Below are 18,505 nucleotides of genomic sequence, written 5' to 3' on the forward strand. Positions count from 1 at the left end.
CCGGTGATCAGGGCCTACTATCAACGCCTGATTGCCAGGGGCAAGCCGCCGCGGCTTGTCTTCATCGCCTGCATGCGCAAGCTGATCGTCATCCTCAACACGATGCTCGCCCGCGGCGAGACATGGNATCCCAGCCGCTACGCGCTCAGCTGAGGGAGCGCATCTGATCGCGCTCGGTCTGCGACCGAGCGCATGCCAAGCCGACAGACCGGTGAGCGGACGGGGTCAAGGCCGTCAGCCGCCGAAGGCGGTGGCGCGTCTCGCGCCAGCCTTGAGGCCGGCCGATCGCCGGGCTACTCACAGCATAGTTGCTCTCCATCGGCAGCGGAACGGGCGGAAGGATGCGACTGATTTGGGGTGTTCGCAAAGCGATTTATTTTTCGCCGGCTATCTGGACGATACTGATCAGCTTGATTCCGCTCGGCAAAATTCAGCTTTACGCGCACACGATTTCTGTATCCTGGCCCCCGCCGCATCCGCGGCCTGACCGCCGAGAAGGGCTACGCCGCCGACTGGCTGCGCACCGACCTGCGGGCCAAGCGCATCACGCCGATCATCCCGCAAGCGCGGCCGCAAGCGGACGATCCGCTACGACAGGTCCCGCTACCGCGAGCGCTGGCGCATCGAGGCCACCTTCTGCCGTCTGAAGGACCTCCGCCGCCTCGCTACGACAAGCTGGCACGGAACTACGCCTCGGCGGTCGCGCTGGCCGCCGTCATCGCCTTCTGGTGCTGACCGCGCACCGCCGTTCCACGGCATCAAAGTCTGCAACAGATGGTTGGAGACGGTCAGCTTCTAGGCGAGAGCATTGCCGAGCGGTCGTCGGCTGACAGCGATAGTTAGTCAGCCGGGATGAAGCAGAGCGTGCCTGCTCGACGCGTTGGCCTGCCGGTGTCGTTCGTGTGATTGACGCCATCCATGACAGGCACCTCAGAGAAATCGAACGGGCTTACCCCGTCCAGGCAAGCCACGTTGACGGCATAAAGATTCTGGTTAGATCGTCGTTGATGATGCGTGTATATTCCGCAGCGAGAACAGAAGAAGTGCTGCGCTGATCCGGTATGGAAGCGGTAGCTTGTTAACGCATCCTCGCCCTGCAGGACCTTGATCCCACCCAGTTCCGCCATGACAACGACGGCGCCTCGCATTCGGCAGTAAGAGCAAGTGCAGCGGCGGATCGAATTGAAGCCATCGCTGAGCGTCACCTCGAAACGCACCGCACCGCAATGGCACTGGCCAGCCCGAACGTTCGTGTCGCCCACCACGTTGCCTGTGTCTCCTGTTCAGATCACTTCTACGCCGGTCTTGGCGGGCGGACGAGAACGTCTTGGTGACGTCAACCGGCAGGTTCGCTTATAACCGTGCAGCTATCATTATATTTGCTGACCGAGACCGCTCTCAACACGGACGTATCTCTAAAATTTGAGCCGGACAATTCAAAAGAAATCGCGCATAACGTGAGAAAAACTCAAGCAACTCAAGCGAAGGCTCGGTGCAAACTTTCACCGGTGCTGTGTGCACGAGGTGGTGTCACCCGCCTCAGGGATGATGCGAGTCGCGAACGGGCGATAGTTTCGCTTGATATCTCGTGATCGGCCGGAAACGATCCGAGCGCCGCACGCCGACAGAAAGACTTGGGAGCGTTCGCAATGCCCGTCAACTTCAAGGAACTGCTCGACGCCTATGAACTCTTCGGCATGGCCGGCCCGCCTGGTACGTGCCAGATGGTTTTGTGCAAGGAGACGGGCAAGATCTACTACCGGTCCCATTTCGAGGAGATCGCCACGCCCGACGAGGAACTGCCCGACGACATCGACGACGAGGAAAAGTACATCACCCTGCCGGACCGGCGGGAGCTCGATCTGGGCAACCAACTGGCGTTCGACTTTGCGCGCGAGTACCTGCCGGATGATTTCGATGAGGTCAGATCTATCTTCGGCAGGAGGGGCGCCTATCAGAGCTTCAAGGCCCTGCTCAACCGCCGAGGCGTTCGCGAGAAGTGGTATGATTTCGAGGCGAAAGCGATCGAGGAAGCCTTGCGCGAATGGTGCGAGGTGAATGAAATCGCGCTGACGGAGTAGAGCATCGGCCGGACGAGCGCTGTCAACCAGCCCCGTCATTGCGAGGAGCGGAAGCGACGACCCGCCGTCGCTCGCTGCGCGAGCTATGGCGAGGCGTCGCTTGCGCTCGCAATGACGCCGGAGGTTGAGTGCACGTCCTCTCGATTCGCTCAGCTCGGCGACTCTAGCTGCGAACGTCCAATTATGGGCAGGCGAGGATTGCTTGGTCCTCGGCAGCACGACCGCCTATCTGCCGGCGGGCAAGCTCGGGTTGTGGCGAATGCCGCCAGCGGCGGGCGCATACCGTCAGTAAACGAACGGGACCAGCCGCCAGGTGCGTGCACGATAAGCATCGTATTCGGCGCCGAATTGGGATTGCAGCAGCCGCTCTTCCGAGAGGATGCGGGCGAGGAGCGGCACGAGCATGACAGCGGTGAGCAAGATGCCGACTCCCGAGCGGAAGACAAGCGCCCAGCCAATCATGAACACCAGCGCGCCTAGATAGCTCGGATGACGGATCCTGCTGTAGATGCCGGTGGTGACCAACGAATGTCCCGGCTGAATTGCGACCAGGCCGCTGAAGCGGCGGCCGAGCACAAAGACCGGCCATAAACGCAGGATGCCGCCCGCGACGAAGAGCACCAAGCCGAGCCAGCGAACGCCATCACCGCCGAATGTCCAAAAGCCGATCCGGTCCGTGTAGGCGGGAAGATAGCCATGGAGCAGGCCGATCACCGTGAAGACCGCAAGAACCCAGCGATTGCCGCGATCTTCGCGCATCCCGCGCCTGATGCCGGCTTGGCTGGCGAGCCCCGCGACCGCAAGGGCGAGGGTGACGACCGCGAGCGCCACGAATTGTGGACGTGCGAGAAAGACGCCTAGGCCGCCGGCGCCCACGACAGCAAGGGCGAGATAGAGCAGCGTGAGCACGATGACCAGAACTGCCATCACCAATGAGGTCTTCATCGCCGTCTCCTGTTCCTGCCGGCATCTCTGCCGGCGCGGCTTAGGATCGTTGCCTTTGATCAGAATATTCGATATGTACCGAATATGTCAAATAAGAAGCAAACGGAACTCAGGGCCCGCTTCATCGAGGATGTAGCCCGGCTCATGACAGCCTGGGGTGTGCCGCAGACGGCCGCGCGGCTCTATGGGTATCTGCTGCTGAGCGCCGAGCCGGTGGGACTCGATCGCATTGCCGCCGATCTCGAAATGAGCAAGAGCAGCGCCAGCGTGGCCGCGCGGCTCCTGGAAAAGTACCGCCTGGTTCGCTGCCAGGGCGAGCGGGGCAGTAAGCGGGTCTTGTACGATGCGTCCGATAATTACGAAGGCATGCTCGTCGAGCAGGAACGGATGCTCGAGGCGTTGTCGAAACTGCTGCAGACGGGGAGAGCCGTTGCCGACGCCGGACCAGCCCGCGCACGGCTGGAAGAGATGGCGGAGTTCTACCGTGTCATCCGCGAGTCCATGAAATCAGCTCTCGACAATTGGCGTGGCCGATAGACTGCCGGTAAGCGCCGATCTGGTGGAAGCGCTGATAGGCAGGGTTGAGAGCGCGTCGGGCGCGTTAGCGCGGCATAGCCCACCGGCCTCTCGAATGAGATGGCACATTGCGCTATGCTAATCCGCTTTACGGTCCTGCCGAGCCTCGCCCGACTGCGGCCGTATCGGCCCGACACCATCCGCGCGATCTCGGGGGTCCGGGGTCCTGGCCGCAGAAGGTGATGCGGCCAGAGTCGCTATGGCGTATTCTTGAAACGTCAGCGCCTCGCATCGACCAGCCAACGGCGCTTTCGCCTTGTGAAAGGTCCAGCGATGCCCGCAGATCATGAAATGCCCCATGATATGCGCCCCTTGGGTCGAACCGGCATCCATGTGCTGCCCCTGGGCATCGGCACGAACAAGTGGCGGCGTGCCGATCGTGGGGCGGTGTTAGAGACATACAGGACGATTGGTGAGGCCGGCCCGTGCATGATCGACACGGCCGAGATCTATTTCTCGGAGCGCGTCGTGGGTGACTGCTTGCGGGCCGGTCCCACCCGCGCGGTGATAGCATCGAAGTTCCTCCCCTTTCCGGGTCGAACTTCTCCCCGCCGCCTGATGCGCGCGCTTGACGGTTCGCTCGCACGCCTGGGCCTCAAGACGATCGATCTCTACTATGTCCATTATCCGCTGCCCTTTATCGACGTGGGAGTGTTCGCCGAAGGCCTCATCGAAGCGGTGAAGTCCGGCAAGGCACGCGCGATCGGCGTGGCCAATTTCAATGCGGACAAGATGCGCCGCATCGCCGATCACCTCGCAAGGGCCGGCGTCCCGCTCGCCGCCAATCAGGTTAACTACAGCCTGCTCCGACGAGCAGCGGAAACAAATGGCGTGCTCGAAGCCTGCCGTGAGCTCGATGTGGCGCTGGTCGCGTATTTTCCTCTTGCGTCCGGCCGCCTCACGCAGCCGTCGGACGACATGGGCACGAAAGCGATGGGCACGAAAGCGCTGCTGACATGCCTCGCCGACATTGCCCGCGCGCACGACGCCAGCATCAGCCAGGTCGCCCTGAACTGGCTGTTGGCGCGCGACAGTCACGTGATTCCCATCCCAGGCGCAACCAAGCCTCATCACGCCAGGGCCAATCTCGATGCACTCAGTTGGCGCTTGAGTAAGACCGAGTACGACGCGATCGACCAAGCATCAGCGCCTAGAATGGCTTGAACCACCGGATCGCGCGAACGCGCGCGTCCGAGCGTCGGACCCCCCGGCCAAAAGCGAGGCCGCACCAGTCAAAGCGTGAACGGAGCCGTATCCCACCGACGGGCCCGGTGGAACCTTTTGTCGACTTTATGCAGCGATTTCAAACGCTTGATTTTGGGTGGTGCCCAGGGGCGGACTGTGGTCCGCGCTCAACAACTATAGCAAAATCAATGGCTTAACGCCACCCTCAATGCAGTGCTTGTACCACTCAAATGTGCTCCTGTCGACGGCAAGGCATTGCACAGTGACAAAGCGTCTCGCCTTATCCGCCAGCCCTCGAAAGCCGACCCGAGGGAAGGAATGTTCGAGTCGCAAAAGCGGAATCGAAACAGCGGGAGCTCCAGGCGACTCATTCGGCCTTGCCCCGCCCGGCGAGGACGCCCATCCCTAGCTAGCGATCGGCGGATGATCAGGCGTACTAGCGGCTGGGTGAATTGCCGTGCTCGTGTCGGCGTCGATAGTCGACTTTAGACTTAGTTCGTGGGCCGGGATAATACACCAAACGGATTGTCTGGCACGTTGATCCCTTATCCCCGCAACCCGTAAATCTAGGGCGCTCATCACCGGATAATCCAAGTCCATGCGCCTCCCAGCCACCGTCGTCCTATGTTTCGGCGCAGCTGGCGCCGCCCTAGCAACCGACTTGATTGGGGAAGCCAGCATCATCGATGGCGACACGATCGAAGTCCACGGCACCCGTATCCGCCTCTGGGGCATTGATGCGCCGGAGACCACGCAGCTCTGCCGAGGCGAAGACAGCGAACTTTACCGGTGCGGCGCAAAAGCCGCGAACGATCTCGACGCCCTCATCGGGCGACGACCTGTGATTTGTGTGCCGATGTCGCTGGATCAGTATGGCCGCACGGTGGCGATCTGCTCGATAGATGGCGTTGAACTCGGCGAATGGCTTGTCCGCAATGGCGACGCGCTGGATTGGCCGCGCTATTCCAAGGGGAAATACGATGCGGCCCAGCGCGATGCCGAGCATGTGGGGCGAGGGGTATGGGCGGGCTCCTATGTAGAGCCGTGGCTATACCGGGCGTGCATCCGCGCAGGCGGAACTCCCGGCGCATGTTCGGATGACGCAAATGTCCACCCGTGATGGTGCTCACGCCGACACACTGGGAACTGCAGCGCGAAATGTCCCCAGCCAAAACCAGTTGACGGCCACGAGAATGGGGGCCCGTCGTTTACAGACAACCCGGAATTGTGTACGCCTTTCTGGTACTTAGGCCATTGGCGGGCTTGCGGGGACGGTATCGACGCTGACCTGGGAAGTTCGACTTCTTCCGGCCTGCACCAGCTAGTTGATTTACCCGTCGTTTGATTTTCGGATGCTGAGCGAGAGGTCATAGTGTTCGACCAGACAATTCGCCGGCTGCTTTCACTTTTTCCTAAGGGGGCGACGGATGATCAGCTTGTTTGGCGCCTCAGCGCATCCGGCATTCGGTTGAATGCGTCGGAACTGTTAGCTGGGCTTAGTACTCTGGCCCAGCGCGGAGAAATTGTTCGCGATTCAGCTGGACGGTGGCAAGTGTCTCGTTCGGAGGCCAAGCCAAAGCAAACGACAGCCGAAGGTAAGCCCAACAGAAATGCTGGAACAGCTTTCGCGACACTGACTGCGGTTGAGGCTACCTGGTATCCTCTGCGGCAATCTCTCCCAGACCTTGCTTCGGCCGGACCGGAGACCTCAGGTTCTCTGCCGGATTGGGGGCCGCTCCTGGGATACTACGCGGCGACCCAGCGTAAGGACCCTCGCGGGCGCATCGAAACGTTTGCAGATCGCCACGGGTCGATTTGGCAGCTCTTTCGACTCACAGGCACCTGGTGGTCCGGAGCCTCGATTCGTATCAGCACCGAGCTTCTGCCAGAGGCGTTTGTCCAGGCATTATCGAGGCGAAATCTCTCATCTCCGGCCATCGGTTGGCCTGTGTCGATTTTCCCTTCATCTCAAGGCCACTTATTCATACCGACCCTCATCCTGCCGGTAGACTTCCGCATAGAAGGGACCGAGCTCTTTCTCGATATCGAAGCCGCGGAGCCCGCACTCAATCCTGCGTGGACCCGGGAGATTTGCCGGCACACGTCGTGGAAAGCTGCAGAATTGACCGAGCAGCTTTTCCCGGAAGGAGAGGACAACACGATCGGTACTGTCAGCGATCGCATGCGTCACTCCCTTGCGACGGTCGGTGGCATGACGTTACGCCCCGGCGACTTGGCTTCCGAGATCTCATTGTCTGGCAGCGGCCTTAGAAACGCGGCCGCTTTGTTCCTTCCGGAAGAGGGAAGCTTCACCAAAGCCGTTGCGGAGGATCTCGAGTCAATTCGCGAGTGGCCCATGGACAAGCTGGCGAACACCGCCCTTGCAACGGTCCTGTCCAACACCGCGCCCAGTTTCGGAGCCGACGACAATGTCAACGTGGTCCCTCTCGCCCAGAACGGGACCTTGACCGATCACCAGCTGGATGCGGCGGAGGCCGCGCTTGAACATGGTCTGACGGTTATTCAGGGACCACCGGGGTCAGGCAAGAGCGAAGTCATCTTCGCGTTGCTTGTTTCGGCAGTGATGGCCGGAAAATCCGTTCTCTTCTCAGCGCGGAACCATCAAGCTGTCGATGAAGTCGAGAAGCGTCTAAAGGCGGTCGTTCCTGATCTTCCTCTTCTGACCCGAGCCCGAGATGCTGATGGCGAGCGTGACATCAGCTTTTTGGATGCACTTCGTGAAATTGCTCACGCAGATGCGCGCAATTCGGCCGAACGGCGAGATATAGACACGGTAACGAGCTCACTTCGCACCAGAGCGCGTGAACATCACGCTTGGCGTCGAAAAGGCAGGGATGAAACTGCTCTGCATCTTGCGCTTTCTGAACTGGTAGAGCGTCGCGACTTGATAGGCGGGTACAAAACGCCTTCGGCCCGCAAAGGTGCACGAGCGAGCTTACTTCATCGACTCCGCACGGCGCTCAGGCGTCTCACCAGAAGATCCGGCGCCGCACGAGATCCCTTGCCGGAGAATGCATCACTTCGACAGATCGAAAACCGCATCGCGGACCTAAAGTATCAACTGCAACAGGCCGCTGGCTCTTCCCAGGGTACGGCTCCAACCGATTCTGACTACACGTCGCTAGGTAAGGATGTCGCAGCATTTCTGCCTAAACTTGCGGAGAGTCTGACGAAGCCAGCACACGAAGAACGTCTGCAAATTGCTACGAGAGTAAAGGAGCTCGAATTCAACAATGTAAAGAGCGCGCGCCGCATGCCCCTGGAGGATGCGCAAGTGGTGCTGCGCCACCGTCCGATCTGGGCAGTGAGCACCCTTTCTGTGCCCTCACGCATTCCCCCTGCGCCTGGGCTTTTTGATTACGTCATTTTCGACGAAACGAGCCAAAGCGATATTGCGTCCGCTCTGCCGGTGTTGGCTCGAGCAAAAAGGGCAGTTGTTGTCGGGGATCCGATGCAGCTCAACTTCGTTCGACCGCTCGGCTCCGGTACCGAACATGCGCTCATGGATGCTGCCGGGCTTCCCAAACAGGGGCGATCGTCATTCGCTCAAAGCATCAACTCCCTCTTCGATTTCTGCGCCAGTCGCCCGGCTGCGAAGCGCTTCCTGCTAGCCGATCAATTTCGCTCGGCACCAGCCATTGTCGATTATCTCAATGAGGACTTCTATAACGGCCAACTCATTGGCCGAAGGTGGGAAGAACAGTACCGGCCTCCAAAGGGCTACCGCCCTGGTCTCGCCTGGGAGGATGTGATTGGACACGAGACAAGAGGAGAAGGTGGTCCAATTAATAAGGCAGAGGCCGAGCGTATTTCGCAATTGCTCAAGAAGTTTGCGGTCGACGAGTCCTTCGACGGATCCGTCGGCGTGATCTCACCATTTAACGCTCAAGTGGGGGCAATTCAGAAAACCGTCGCATCGCACCTGTCTCAAGCCGAGCGCGATCGACTTTCGTTACGAATTTCGACCGTCGACAAGTTTCAGGGCGGAGAGGCCGACATCGTTCTTCTGTCTCTCGTGGTAGCGGCAAACTCTTCTCAATCGACTCTGGCGTTTCTGAAGAAAGAACGACGTCGGCTTAACGTGGCTGTAAGCCGTGCGAGGGCACTCTGCATCGTGTTGGGTGACCTGTCCAACGCCAAGACATGCCGAATTCGGCACATCGAATTTCTGGCAGACCGTGCGAGCAGGCCATGGTCGCCCCCCAAACCGCAGCAATTCGACAGTAGTTGGGAACGTAGGCTTTACAGCGCGATGCGGGCGCGTGGTCTTAAGCCACATCCTCAGTATCCCCTGGGTACACGCTATCTAGATTTCGCGCTCTTTGCCGGGAAGACAAGACTCGACGTCGAAGTTGATGGAGTGCGTTGGCACACGGATGTGACCGGAAATCGAAAGACCGCCGATCGGTTGAGGGACAAAGAAGTCTTTGCCCGCGGCTGGAAAGTGCTGCGCTTCTGGGTCCATCAGCTCGCAGAAGACATGGAGGGATGCCTTGACGACATTGAACGAGAGCTCGCCGGTCAGTAACGGACCGGCACTTCAGATCCCCCCAGCTTCATGGAAGTGGATAGGCCTGATCGGCGGCCTGAGCTTTCTCGTTATCTGCCTCAACGCAATGCTGTTCCTCCTTGTACAACAACAAGAGCGCGGAATTGCGAGACGGGAGGACGAGGTACGTCGAAAAGTTGTCGAAGCAGAAGCCAAAGAAGCTCAGTTGGGCGCGATCAACCTCGAGCTAGCCTCACTTGAGGGAAAACGCACTATAGCGGTGCGCCGAAAAGATGATGCAGAGAAGGCGGCCGCTGACGCTGAGCAAGTTCAGGCCGAACGCAACCGGCTCTTTGCCGACAAGCGCACCGCCGAAGCTGATTTGTCCAAGCTCGCTGCTGAACTCGACCGTCAAAAACGAGAGAATGACGCTCTCAAATCAGAAAATGCGGCCGCAATCAAAACGGTTGCGGCCCGATCTGACGAAATTGAGGCACTAGAGACCAGGCGCGACGCATTAGCGGCTGACGTAAAGAAGCTGGGAGATCAAAAGGTCGCGGCTGATCGGGACGCAGACAGCGCCCGCAAGGACGCTTCCGACGCAGCGAAGCTAAAAGCCGACCGAGACAATGCATATCGGGAACGGCAGGAACAATCGGCCGAGGTCCAGCGCTTAGGAGTTCAGGTCGAACGTCTGAAAGCGATGCAAACTACTATCGCCGTAAACGAGGCCGCTGCCAAAAAAGCAGATGAGTTGCGGGCGGCAGCAGAACAATCTCTGGCCAAAACACAGGACGACGTCCAATCCGCACAACAACGGCTGGTCCAGATCAAAGCTGACGTCTCCCGATACGAGCAGCTTCGAACTACTCAGGCCGTTGATGAAGCCGCGGCTCAACGGGCTGCGTCCGCCCGCAAAGAGGCAGAGACATCTCTTGCTGTTAAACGCGACGAATTAACCACCGCAGAGAAGAGATTGGCGGCGATCCAGACGGAGCTCGGTGCGCTGGAACAACGAAGACAGCAAATCGCAATTGACGAGACAGCCGCGAGACGCGCCGAGGAGGATCGGTCAGAAAAAGAAAAAAGCCTCTCTGTTGTACAGGTACAGCTCGCCGATCTTGAGCAGCGCCGCGACAACACTTCAGCGCAACTCGATGACTTGAGACGTCAATTGAATGACGAAAACCGGCATCTTCAGGAGCTGTGCGTAGCAAGCGATACACCGGCCGCCCCTGCGTCCGGTCAACCAACCCCGCCTTTGCGACGTCCAGCACCAGCGCTAACGAATTCGGGTCAACACCCGATCGCGAGCCCGACCCGACTAGTTCCGCGACAGCCTGTCAACACCGCTCCAAGAGCCTCGACACAGCCGTAAGAAAGAAACCACCGTGGAAGCCTCGCAACTCGTCCTTCCTGCAATCATCATGGTAACGGCATTGGCGCTCGTCATGAGCGGCATAGCAATCATGTTTCAGATCCGGCGAGATCGCCTCCCAGATGCGACGCGCTACGAACATATACGTGAGCTGAGAGCCCAGGAAGAAGGCCTTCTTGCCGAGAGGCGGGCGGAACTGAGTCTTGTCGAACAGAAGATCCAGCAGCGGGACCGGCTGATCGCCGAAGTTGCCAGCCTCGAAGAGCGATTGGCGGCGATCAAAGCTGAGCTTGCAACCTTGCAGGATGCGCGGCACGAAATTGAGGAGGTCAAATCTCAAGCGGCGGAGGCAGCTGGCGAACTCGCCAAGGTGTCGCAACAGCTGAATGAAAAGAAGGGCGAGCTTGAACGGATCACCGAGGAATGCCGCCCCGAGAGGCTCGACTCTTTGAGACGGGAGCTGGACCAGGTCAAAAAAGAATACGATTCCATTTCATCGCAACTACCCGCACTTCGTACCGAACGCGACGTTGCTCTTAAGCACATCGAGGAGGCCAAAACGATCATTGCGCTCGAGGCATTGCGGAACGAGGAACTGCACAAGTTAGAGGAAGAGATTGAGGATCTGAAGCGCCAAAAGGAGCCCCTTGAGGCTCAAAAAAAGGAGGCTGAGCGTATCAGAACGGCCCGCGACGCGCTCGCGGAGGAGATAGCGCAACTGGAAGCTCGCAAGGCACGACTGGAGATCGACACAGGCGGCGGAATCACGGAAATCGACAAGGACAAGCTGCTTGATGATTTGATCAAGGTGCCCGTCAGCCTCGGGTTTCCTGCAATCAAGCAAGGAGCGCCTCGCACGGAGATCGAAGCACTGCACTCCGTCGATGAGTACCTCAAAGCCTATAATCTTAAATACAGCACTCGAACAGTTCGCGCTTTTCATACTGCGCTCAAAATCAATGATCACTCGCAGCTCACGGTCCTTGCGGGCGTTTCCGGTACAGGCAAGAGCCTCTTGCCGAGACGGTATGCCGAAGCGATGGGCATTCACTTCCTGCAAATCGCAGTCGAGCCGCGTTGGGATAGCCCGCAGGATCTTCTAGGGTTCTACAACTATATCGAGAAGAATTATCGAGCCACCGATCTAGCGCGTCTTTTGGTCCACATGGATCCGTACGAGTCTGTCCCGGTAGCTACGCCGAATATGGACCGCCACGATCACATATCGCTGGTCCTTTTGGACGAAATGAATCTGGCTCGCGTCGAGTATTACTTCTCCGAATTTTTGAGCCGTCTTGAAGCACGGCCCCGCTTTGATGACGCGGGCGACGAACGCAAACGGGCAGACGCGATGATCCCGATCGATATTCGGGGACTGAAGGAGCCAATCTCGCTATTTCCCGCGCACAATGTGCTGTTTGTGGGTACCATGAACGATGATGAAAGCACTCAGTCGCTATCGGACAAGGTGCTGGACAGGAGCAATATCCTGCAGTTTGCGGCTCCTCATGAGTTCCACAACCTGAAGAGCATGAACGGGGGCGGTCGTCCCATACACGCCCAGTCGTTCAAGTCCTGGCGGACCTGGGTTCGGCCAGCAGCCGGATTCAATGGCGCTGCGCGAAACGCTGTTGACGCTGCGATCAACAAGCTGGCCGAGATCATGGAAGACTGTGGCCGCCCGTTTGGTCATCGCCTGCGGGATTCAATAATCGCATATGTCGCTAACTATCCTAAACCTCAGGGCGATGACTACCGGCTCCCTCTCGCCGATCAGATCGAGTTTCGCATTCTGCCGAAACTTCGGGGCCTCGAGATCGACAGCCACCGCGCGGCTTTCGATCAACTCGATCGACTGGTGCGTGACGAGCTAAACGACGTGCTGATGGCGGAACGAGTCGCAGAACTGCGCGAGCGGCAAGCCAGAGGGACCGGTCTATTCGTCTGGCGCGGCCTAACGCGTGAAGGATGAGCGCCGCCGTGCTGGAAATCTGGCTGAGACCTTGGGCCCTTGTTCAACCTGAGCGGTCTCACCGAATTGTATTGCGCGGTCAGGACCTTGAAATCCGAGACGACCACGCAGCCGCGCTCTGGCTCTACGAGGCCAACGGCGAACGAGCGACCGTAAATGGGAAGCAGGATGCGACCGAACCCGTTTCCGGCTTTGAGTCTGCAGATGAACAGCGGCGTCTCTCGCTGATCCCACTGCCGATCAGGAGCGCGCCAGGCATATCCGCCTCGACCTCCAGCCTTAACATCAGGATTCACTGGCCGAGCGCACCGGAACGTCCGCCCACCAAATTCGACCCTCAGACGGAAAAAGAAAAAGAGGCGCACCGTCTTATGCTAAGAGCCCAGGCCGTCTGGGGGCGGCTCAGAGACGTAGAGACCGCTCTGGGCGACCCAGCAAGGCTTTGGCAGGAATTGCGCCGACGATGGACCGAAGAGGGTGATAGCGTCCCCCCAAGCATGGATGTCATAGCCCAGCACGCTTTCGTGCTCTGGCGAACGCTCGAGGAGCTTGCCCGATCACCTCGGCGTATCTTGCGACGAACCCACCGGCAAATCCCAATATCAAGGGTCCAAGAGCTCGACCGTCGAGCGATGACGTGGCTCGTCCGCCAGCCGGGGGAAACCCTCGCCGAGCGGGCTGGTGACCAGCAGCGAATATTGGCGGTTGCGCGAGAGGAAAATTTCGACACCCTCGAGAACCGAGTGCTTCGTGCCTATTGCGAGCTGGCTTCCCACGCCGCAAGAGACTACCTCGAACTGAACAGAGCGAAGAGTCTAACGACCCGTGCACGCAAGGTCGATTCCTTCGGCCGGTCAAGTCGTCGGCTGGCGCGATACCTGGCCGATCATGGGGTAAGACTTGCCGAACCCGGCGTGACGCCGAATTTCGTGCTTCAGCACAATGTCAATTACCACCGGATCTGGACCTCTTGGCAGGAATTGCTCGACCGCGACCGGGTTCTTGACGAACTCTGGCGCTGGCAAGCTCGGTCGTGGGAAGAGTTCTGTACGCTGGGGGTGGTGGTTGCATTGGCGGGCATCCCAGGAGCTGAGCTGGTAGCTGCGGCCCCGCTCGAATTCCTCAGCGAACAGAAGCGCGGGTCCTGGATCTCTCATGACAATCCACTCGCCACCTTCTACTTGCCGCAGCAAAAGCTGATTGTGGAGGTCCGCTACAGGATGCGCAAACCAGATAGGTATCTGGCGGACTTCGCGGCTCCCATATGGATACGGTTCGGACGAGTTGGCGACACGACGGGATTTCTGGGGAACGTCGTTGTCTGGCCGATTTGGGCTATCCAGGGCGGCCTGGTCGATGGAGAACTGGCTGAACTGGAGCGGGTTCTGGCAATCGGAGCGAGAGCAAATATTGTTGCCGCCGCCGTTCTCCGACCCTCGCGCAGCGATGAAGATTCAAACTGCGAAAGGAGCAAGAGCGTGCTCTGCCTTACGCTCGGAAGCCAAGGCGCAGCGTTGTGGGGTAGCCTAAGCAAGTTAACGCTCTTGTTCACTTCGACGTTGACGCCGGGGGATCGTCGATGAGACGTGTTTCAGGGCTCGACGTCAACGGATGGAGAGATATTGCTGCGCGCGACTGGGACACGGAGGAGCCTGACGTCCAATTGGAAGCAGCTCGAATTGTCAACGGTGGTCTCGGTGCCGTTACGGTCAAGCAAAATTCAGGCGATTGGATGGGGGGACCACAGGCGCTGCTTGCACCTCATGGCCGAGGACAAGGCTGGGGCGAGATTGGAAGCCCAGAACGCCGACTCTCGCTCGCTCCGATGCTCGACGATTTACGGCCCGACAACACCCTAGTGGTCAATGAGATCTATGGCGCAACGGTGAACGCGCTCGCACGAGGGACCGACGAAGTCATCCTAAGCGTGCCTGACGTGCCGAATTACGACGAAGCAGCCCAGTTTCGGACGCTGTCAATCTTCCATCGCGATCGGAGACAGTTTCGGCTTCTTTGGAAGCCGGTCGCAGCATTTCTTCACGCACTCGATTGCCATGCGATCCCGCCGAACGCCGATGGAGCATTGTTCTGCTTTCTGATTCATTCCGGGACGGGCATTGAAGTCCAGACGCTTCGACTTCGTCGCGATTCAGAACATCCCTACCATGTCGCTCCCGAACGTGACGGTTACGGCTCTCGGATACTGCGCAATCTAGGCCTGAAGCAGCTTACGAATCGGGCTCATGCCAGCGTTTTAGGAGCCAATCCGATCCTAGCCGAGGGCTTTTGTGAGAAAAGCACTCTTGCTCTGAAACTGATCTGCGGCGAGCGCAGAACGGGCGATGTCGAAATACTTCGACTGAACAATGGGAACTGGATCGAGATTATCGCGCCCGAAATAGCTGAGGGCGCCATTTTTTCAAACACCGACTTCACCAAAGATCTGGATTTTGCGACATCGGAAACGATCACCGCTACCTTCCTGCTGACGCCCTTGGCTGCCCCTTTCGCTTCTATCCTCTCCAGGCGGCTTCAGGCTTTTTTTCCGAATATGAGGACCCTAGATTGGGACGCCACGGCGCGCGGCAGCCTGCGCGCCGGCCGACTAATTGAGAGGGGATTGCCCCATTACTTTGATCGGCTCACCCCAATAAGCCTTGCTGTCATGAGGAAGGACGAACCGCAATTTGATGACCTCATCGGAAGCAACGCCACCTTGCCAGCAAACAGGGAGTACGTCTCGCCTCCTTATCGCGATTTGAAGTGGATCGCCGGAAAACACGATATCGAATTTTACGTAGTCAAAGGAGACGATGAAATTCGCTTCTGGAGTGTGCATCTGGACGAGGCTCCGAAAAGCGACGTTGCCGTCGAGTTGCGCATTCGACAGACGCCCGGTCAAAGCTGGGCAAAGCTTTCTCTGACCTCGCCGGAATGGGAGCCGCTCCAGAGAGCTCCAATCTTTCTCGACTGGACTACTCTCGATCCAATTGAGGCCTCACCTGAAGAAATACTCGAGAAGCTGAGAACACCACCACCAACGATACCGCTCCGTATTGTCGAGCTCCCCTCGATCGAGTTTTGGACAGGGAGCGACCGCCTGAAGGGCATGAATTCGGTGCTGGCGCAAATGCATCGTGTGGCAAGCTATAATCCTGCCGTCCTCGCGCCACTCCTCTCCCGAACGCTGCGAGACCCCTCGTCTCAGGTCCTGGTCCGACCTGTGGGGACCGACGGTGTATTGCCCAACGAACTATCAGAAGAGGCCCAGAGGTACCTAACCGCTGCCCTAGAGCGATGCGCCAAACAAATTGCTGATGCCTCTCGACGTCCTCTATCCGACAACGGTCCTCTCCGATGCCTGACCTGGACTTTCACTCGATGTCCAGAAAACATACAGGAGATGATCGTGGAAGCCCTGGAGGCAGATTTAAATCAAAGAGAACACCCGCTTCTAGCGCCTCGATCCGCCAGAAAGGTTTTGATACAGGGTGCCGGTCGTGCGGTAACGAGTGTACCGCGATTGCGTCGCGTATTGCAGTCCCTAGTTTCGCGCCCCGCAAACGTAGACACGATGAATGCTTTCGCAATGATCCTTGCGCGGAGAGAGGAGGGACCGCGGGCACTGACGGCGGCGCTGGTCGACAAGATCGTTGATCTCGCATCGAACGAGCTCGTCTATCTTACTGAGACACTCTCCTTCCAAACTCGATTCAAGAATGCGCTATCTGCAACGGCGGGATTGTTTCGATATCGCGAAGTCGAGCCGTTTGCTCTTCTCGCGGGACGAGACGCGGCGGCTCAGATACTTCGCGACAATCTCGAAAGGGCACAGACCATCCTAAAACGTGATCGAAACAGAGTTCCACGATTCGACGAAAAGCTCGGTCTCATTTCAAGCATCAGAGATTTTCTCGATGGCGCTGGCGATCCTGCTATCCTTGTCCGGATCGAAGATCTGGGGGACGGCGAAGCTAACGGCGAAGATTAGCTCCCCCATACCGAGCATCAGACGGCAATATGCGCTCACCGGAATATCAGACTAGGTTCATGCTCAGGCTGAAGAGGATCTCCTTGGCTGTCCCGATGAATTTATCCTAAGTATTCGTAGAGACGTTTCCGTTAGACGAAGAAAGGACGAGCTTCGAATGAGCGCAAGCCAGAATTCTCAACACAAGGACGAGGTATATATCCTCAGATGCGAATTTGGTCAGGAAGAGACCCAGAGGATTTGCATCGGGCACTTACACGAAAAAAGGTCTAATGACGGCGAACTCATCGAGATGTTCATCGAGCCATTCCAGGGTGAGCAGGACAATCTCGTTGGAGACAACCTTCAGTATGTCAAGAAAATCGCTTCCGAACGCTATCGTTTTTCGAACTTTCAAATGTATCCGGACTGCGAGGAGATCGTGGTAGAACCAGATGATTCTCGCAATGATCAGCGGGTATTGGAGCTCAAAGCCACTCTGAAAGAGGCTGAAGAGACAATCCGTCTCGTCCGAGAAAGAAAGCCCATTCAAAAGATAGATCGTAGGGGCACCACCTCTGGACCTAAGATTCAGAATCTAACTAAACCCCTGAGGTCTTTACCTTTTGGTTTCAGGCCGCATTGGAAATAGGAAAGCACGTCAAAGCACCAGCCCGCGGGGAGTGCCGAGCGCCTAGTACCCGCCGTACCTCACGTGGAGGGCGAATGATGTCGAGCGTCACATCATGTTAAGGTCACGCGCGCGCGCTTGCTCGGACGGTGTCATTTGCGACCACCTTGTCGACAATCGCACACACGATCTCGTCAAGGCGCCCGCCTTCTCGATAGTCTGCAGGCGCAATGAAATCAGCGCGTTTGTCTGTAATGAGTTTCTCGGCCCGCGCTTTCTTTTTTGGGCTGCCAGGCTGATAAACAGCAACCGAGTGACCGCCCTGGTCTCTGACCAATCGCATACAGGGAATATCTGTTTCCCCATCGCCGACAAAGATCATGTTGGTAAAGTGAACTGGACGATCTTCGTGTGGCACGAAATCGTTAATCAATCCGTTATCATTTACGCTAAGCGCGCCCTTGTTGATGCGAAAAAGATACTGGGTCTTTGTGGTGTAATTGATCGCGAGTGCGGGCCATCTGGCCGCGCCATTCGCATCATAGGCAAACGATGAGGCGAATACCTTGACGAATTTCTTGCCGATCTCAGTTGCCTCGATCATTTCTCTTATACCCGATGAAATGATGAAGTGCTTCACGTTCACATTTTGCTTTCTTGCGTAGGCATTGACGCGTTCGAACCATTCATCGGCACCCGGAAACAGCTTTACAGACCGACCGTGCGCCGCAAAGTCCTGTCTGCGAACTGGAACATCCGCAGCTGCGGCGCGCTCCAACATGAGCGTCATGTACGAAAGTATCTCGTCTGCCTCATGCTTCTCAGCACGTGCTGTATTTTGCTTCCAGAACGCAGCCTTCGTCATTCCGATAGAGGGAATGAAGCTGTTTTCCTGTATATTTCCCGGCGCTAAGATACCGTCGAAATCATACGCGATAGCCATCGGGATCAGTTTTCTAGGCATCGATCAGCACCGGGTTTTCCTGGCAGACGCACTTCAAATACCATGAGCGCACTAGCGTTCGCGCAAGCCTGCCAGCCCCCATAAGCTTATACGCAAGCCGTTAAGAAATGATCGCGATCCCCTGGCGATCCGAAGATTGCTTGCGGTTAACGCCGCCGGGATGAGTGGTCTCAGCACCGATAGCCGGTCGAGTATGATCGTTGCCGCCAAAACAGCATCAATTGAATTGGTCATGCTCTGCGTGAGAATGGTGATGGCCGGATCACCCAGGTCGACGATCTCCTTGGCAACAC

Annotated in this window: 13 protein-coding genes and 2 pseudogenes; 12 read left to right on the top strand and 3 right to left on the bottom strand. The window is 57.9% G+C overall.

Annotated elements, in window-relative coordinates; all coding sequences use genetic code 11:
• Together F758_RS52230 and F758_RS48445 are read left to right on the top strand one after the other, a co-directional pair.
• Nucleotides 1-153 (top strand): annotated as a pseudogene (locus F758_RS52230) (IS110 family transposase); the annotation flags it as partial.
• A gap of 309 nt (nt 154-462) precedes the next feature.
• A pseudogene (locus F758_RS48445) lies at nt 463-735 on the top strand (transposase); the annotation flags it as partial.
• Between the two features lie 104 nt (nt 736-839).
• Here F758_RS48445 and F758_RS0133760 read toward each other — a convergent pair.
• Nucleotides 840-1,265, bottom strand: coding sequence for a GFA family protein (locus F758_RS0133760; RefSeq protein ID WP_024512013.1), 426 nt, complete (start codon nt 1,263-1,265; stop codon nt 840-842).
• 384 nt (nt 1,266-1,649) lie between these two features.
• On the opposite strand from F758_RS0133760, the gene F758_RS0133765 reads away from it, so the two are divergent.
• Nucleotides 1,650-2,081 (top strand): hypothetical protein, encoded by a 432-nt coding sequence (locus F758_RS0133765; protein WP_024512014.1) that lies wholly within the window; start codon nt 1,650-1,652, stop codon nt 2,079-2,081.
• A 285-nt stretch (nt 2,082-2,366) separates the two neighbouring features.
• Here the strand turns inward: F758_RS0133765 and F758_RS0133770 are convergent, their stop codons facing one another.
• On the bottom strand, nt 2,367-3,026 hold the full coding sequence (locus F758_RS0133770; protein WP_024512015.1) for a methyltransferase family protein: 660 nt from the start codon (nt 3,024-3,026) through the stop codon (nt 2,367-2,369).
• 144 nt (nt 3,027-3,170) lie between these two features.
• Here F758_RS0133770 and F758_RS0133775 point away from each other — a divergent pair, with 144 nt between their 5' ends.
• From F758_RS0133775 to F758_RS50060, 9 genes are all read left to right on the top strand, one after another.
• Entirely contained in the window at nt 3,171-3,563 is a 393-nt protein-coding gene (locus F758_RS0133775) for a GbsR/MarR family transcriptional regulator (RefSeq protein ID WP_245286667.1), read from the top strand.
• Nucleotides 3,564-3,905: 342 nt separating this feature from the next.
• Nucleotides 3,906-4,766, top strand: coding sequence for an aldo/keto reductase (locus F758_RS0133780; protein ID WP_035724054.1), 861 nt, complete (start codon nt 3,906-3,908; stop codon nt 4,764-4,766).
• A 619-nt stretch (nt 4,767-5,385) separates the two neighbouring features.
• Nucleotides 5,386-5,907: a thermonuclease family protein gene (locus F758_RS48450; RefSeq protein WP_084305860.1), complete on the top strand. Its 522-nt coding sequence runs from the start codon at nt 5,386-5,388 to the stop codon at nt 5,905-5,907.
• 252 nt (nt 5,908-6,159) lie between these two features.
• Nucleotides 6,160-9,336, top strand: a complete 3,177-nt coding sequence (locus tag F758_RS0133790; protein ID WP_157450267.1) for an AAA domain-containing protein — start codon at nt 6,160-6,162, stop codon at nt 9,334-9,336.
• Nucleotides 9,302-10,675 (top strand): hypothetical protein, encoded by a 1,374-nt coding sequence (locus tag F758_RS0133795; RefSeq protein WP_157450268.1) that lies wholly within the window; start codon nt 9,302-9,304, stop codon nt 10,673-10,675. The genes F758_RS0133790 and F758_RS0133795 overlap by 35 nt, the downstream gene beginning before the upstream one ends.
• Before the next feature lie 13 nt (nt 10,676-10,688).
• Nucleotides 10,689-12,647, top strand: a complete 1,959-nt coding sequence (locus F758_RS0133800; RefSeq protein ID WP_024512021.1) for a DUF8727 domain-containing protein — start codon at nt 10,689-10,691, stop codon at nt 12,645-12,647.
• 497 nt (nt 12,648-13,144) lie between these two features.
• Nucleotides 13,145-14,230, top strand: coding sequence for a DUF2357 domain-containing protein (locus F758_RS46780; RefSeq protein WP_245286668.1), 1,086 nt, complete (start codon nt 13,145-13,147; stop codon nt 14,228-14,230).
• Nucleotides 14,231-14,310: 80 nt separating this feature from the next.
• Nucleotides 14,311-16,638 (top strand): hypothetical protein, encoded by a 2,328-nt coding sequence (locus F758_RS0133810; RefSeq protein ID WP_157450269.1) that lies wholly within the window; start codon nt 14,311-14,313, stop codon nt 16,636-16,638.
• A gap of 157 nt (nt 16,639-16,795) precedes the next feature.
• Nucleotides 16,796-17,269 carry a hypothetical protein gene (locus tag F758_RS50060; protein WP_157450270.1) on the top strand — a complete coding sequence of 158 codons (474 nt, stop codon included), beginning with the start codon at nt 16,796-16,798 and terminating at the stop codon, nt 17,267-17,269.
• 103 nt (nt 17,270-17,372) lie between these two features.
• On the opposite strand, the gene F758_RS0133820 is transcribed toward F758_RS50060, so the two are convergent.
• Nucleotides 17,373-18,212: an HAD family hydrolase gene (locus F758_RS0133820; RefSeq protein WP_024512025.1), complete on the bottom strand. Its 840-nt coding sequence runs from the start codon at nt 18,210-18,212 to the stop codon at nt 17,373-17,375.
• Nucleotides 18,213-18,505 lie beyond the last annotated feature (293 nt).

It is taken from the genome of Bradyrhizobium sp. ARR65 (assembly GCF_000472385.1).
Lineage (GTDB): Bacteria > Pseudomonadota > Alphaproteobacteria > Rhizobiales > Xanthobacteraceae > Bradyrhizobium.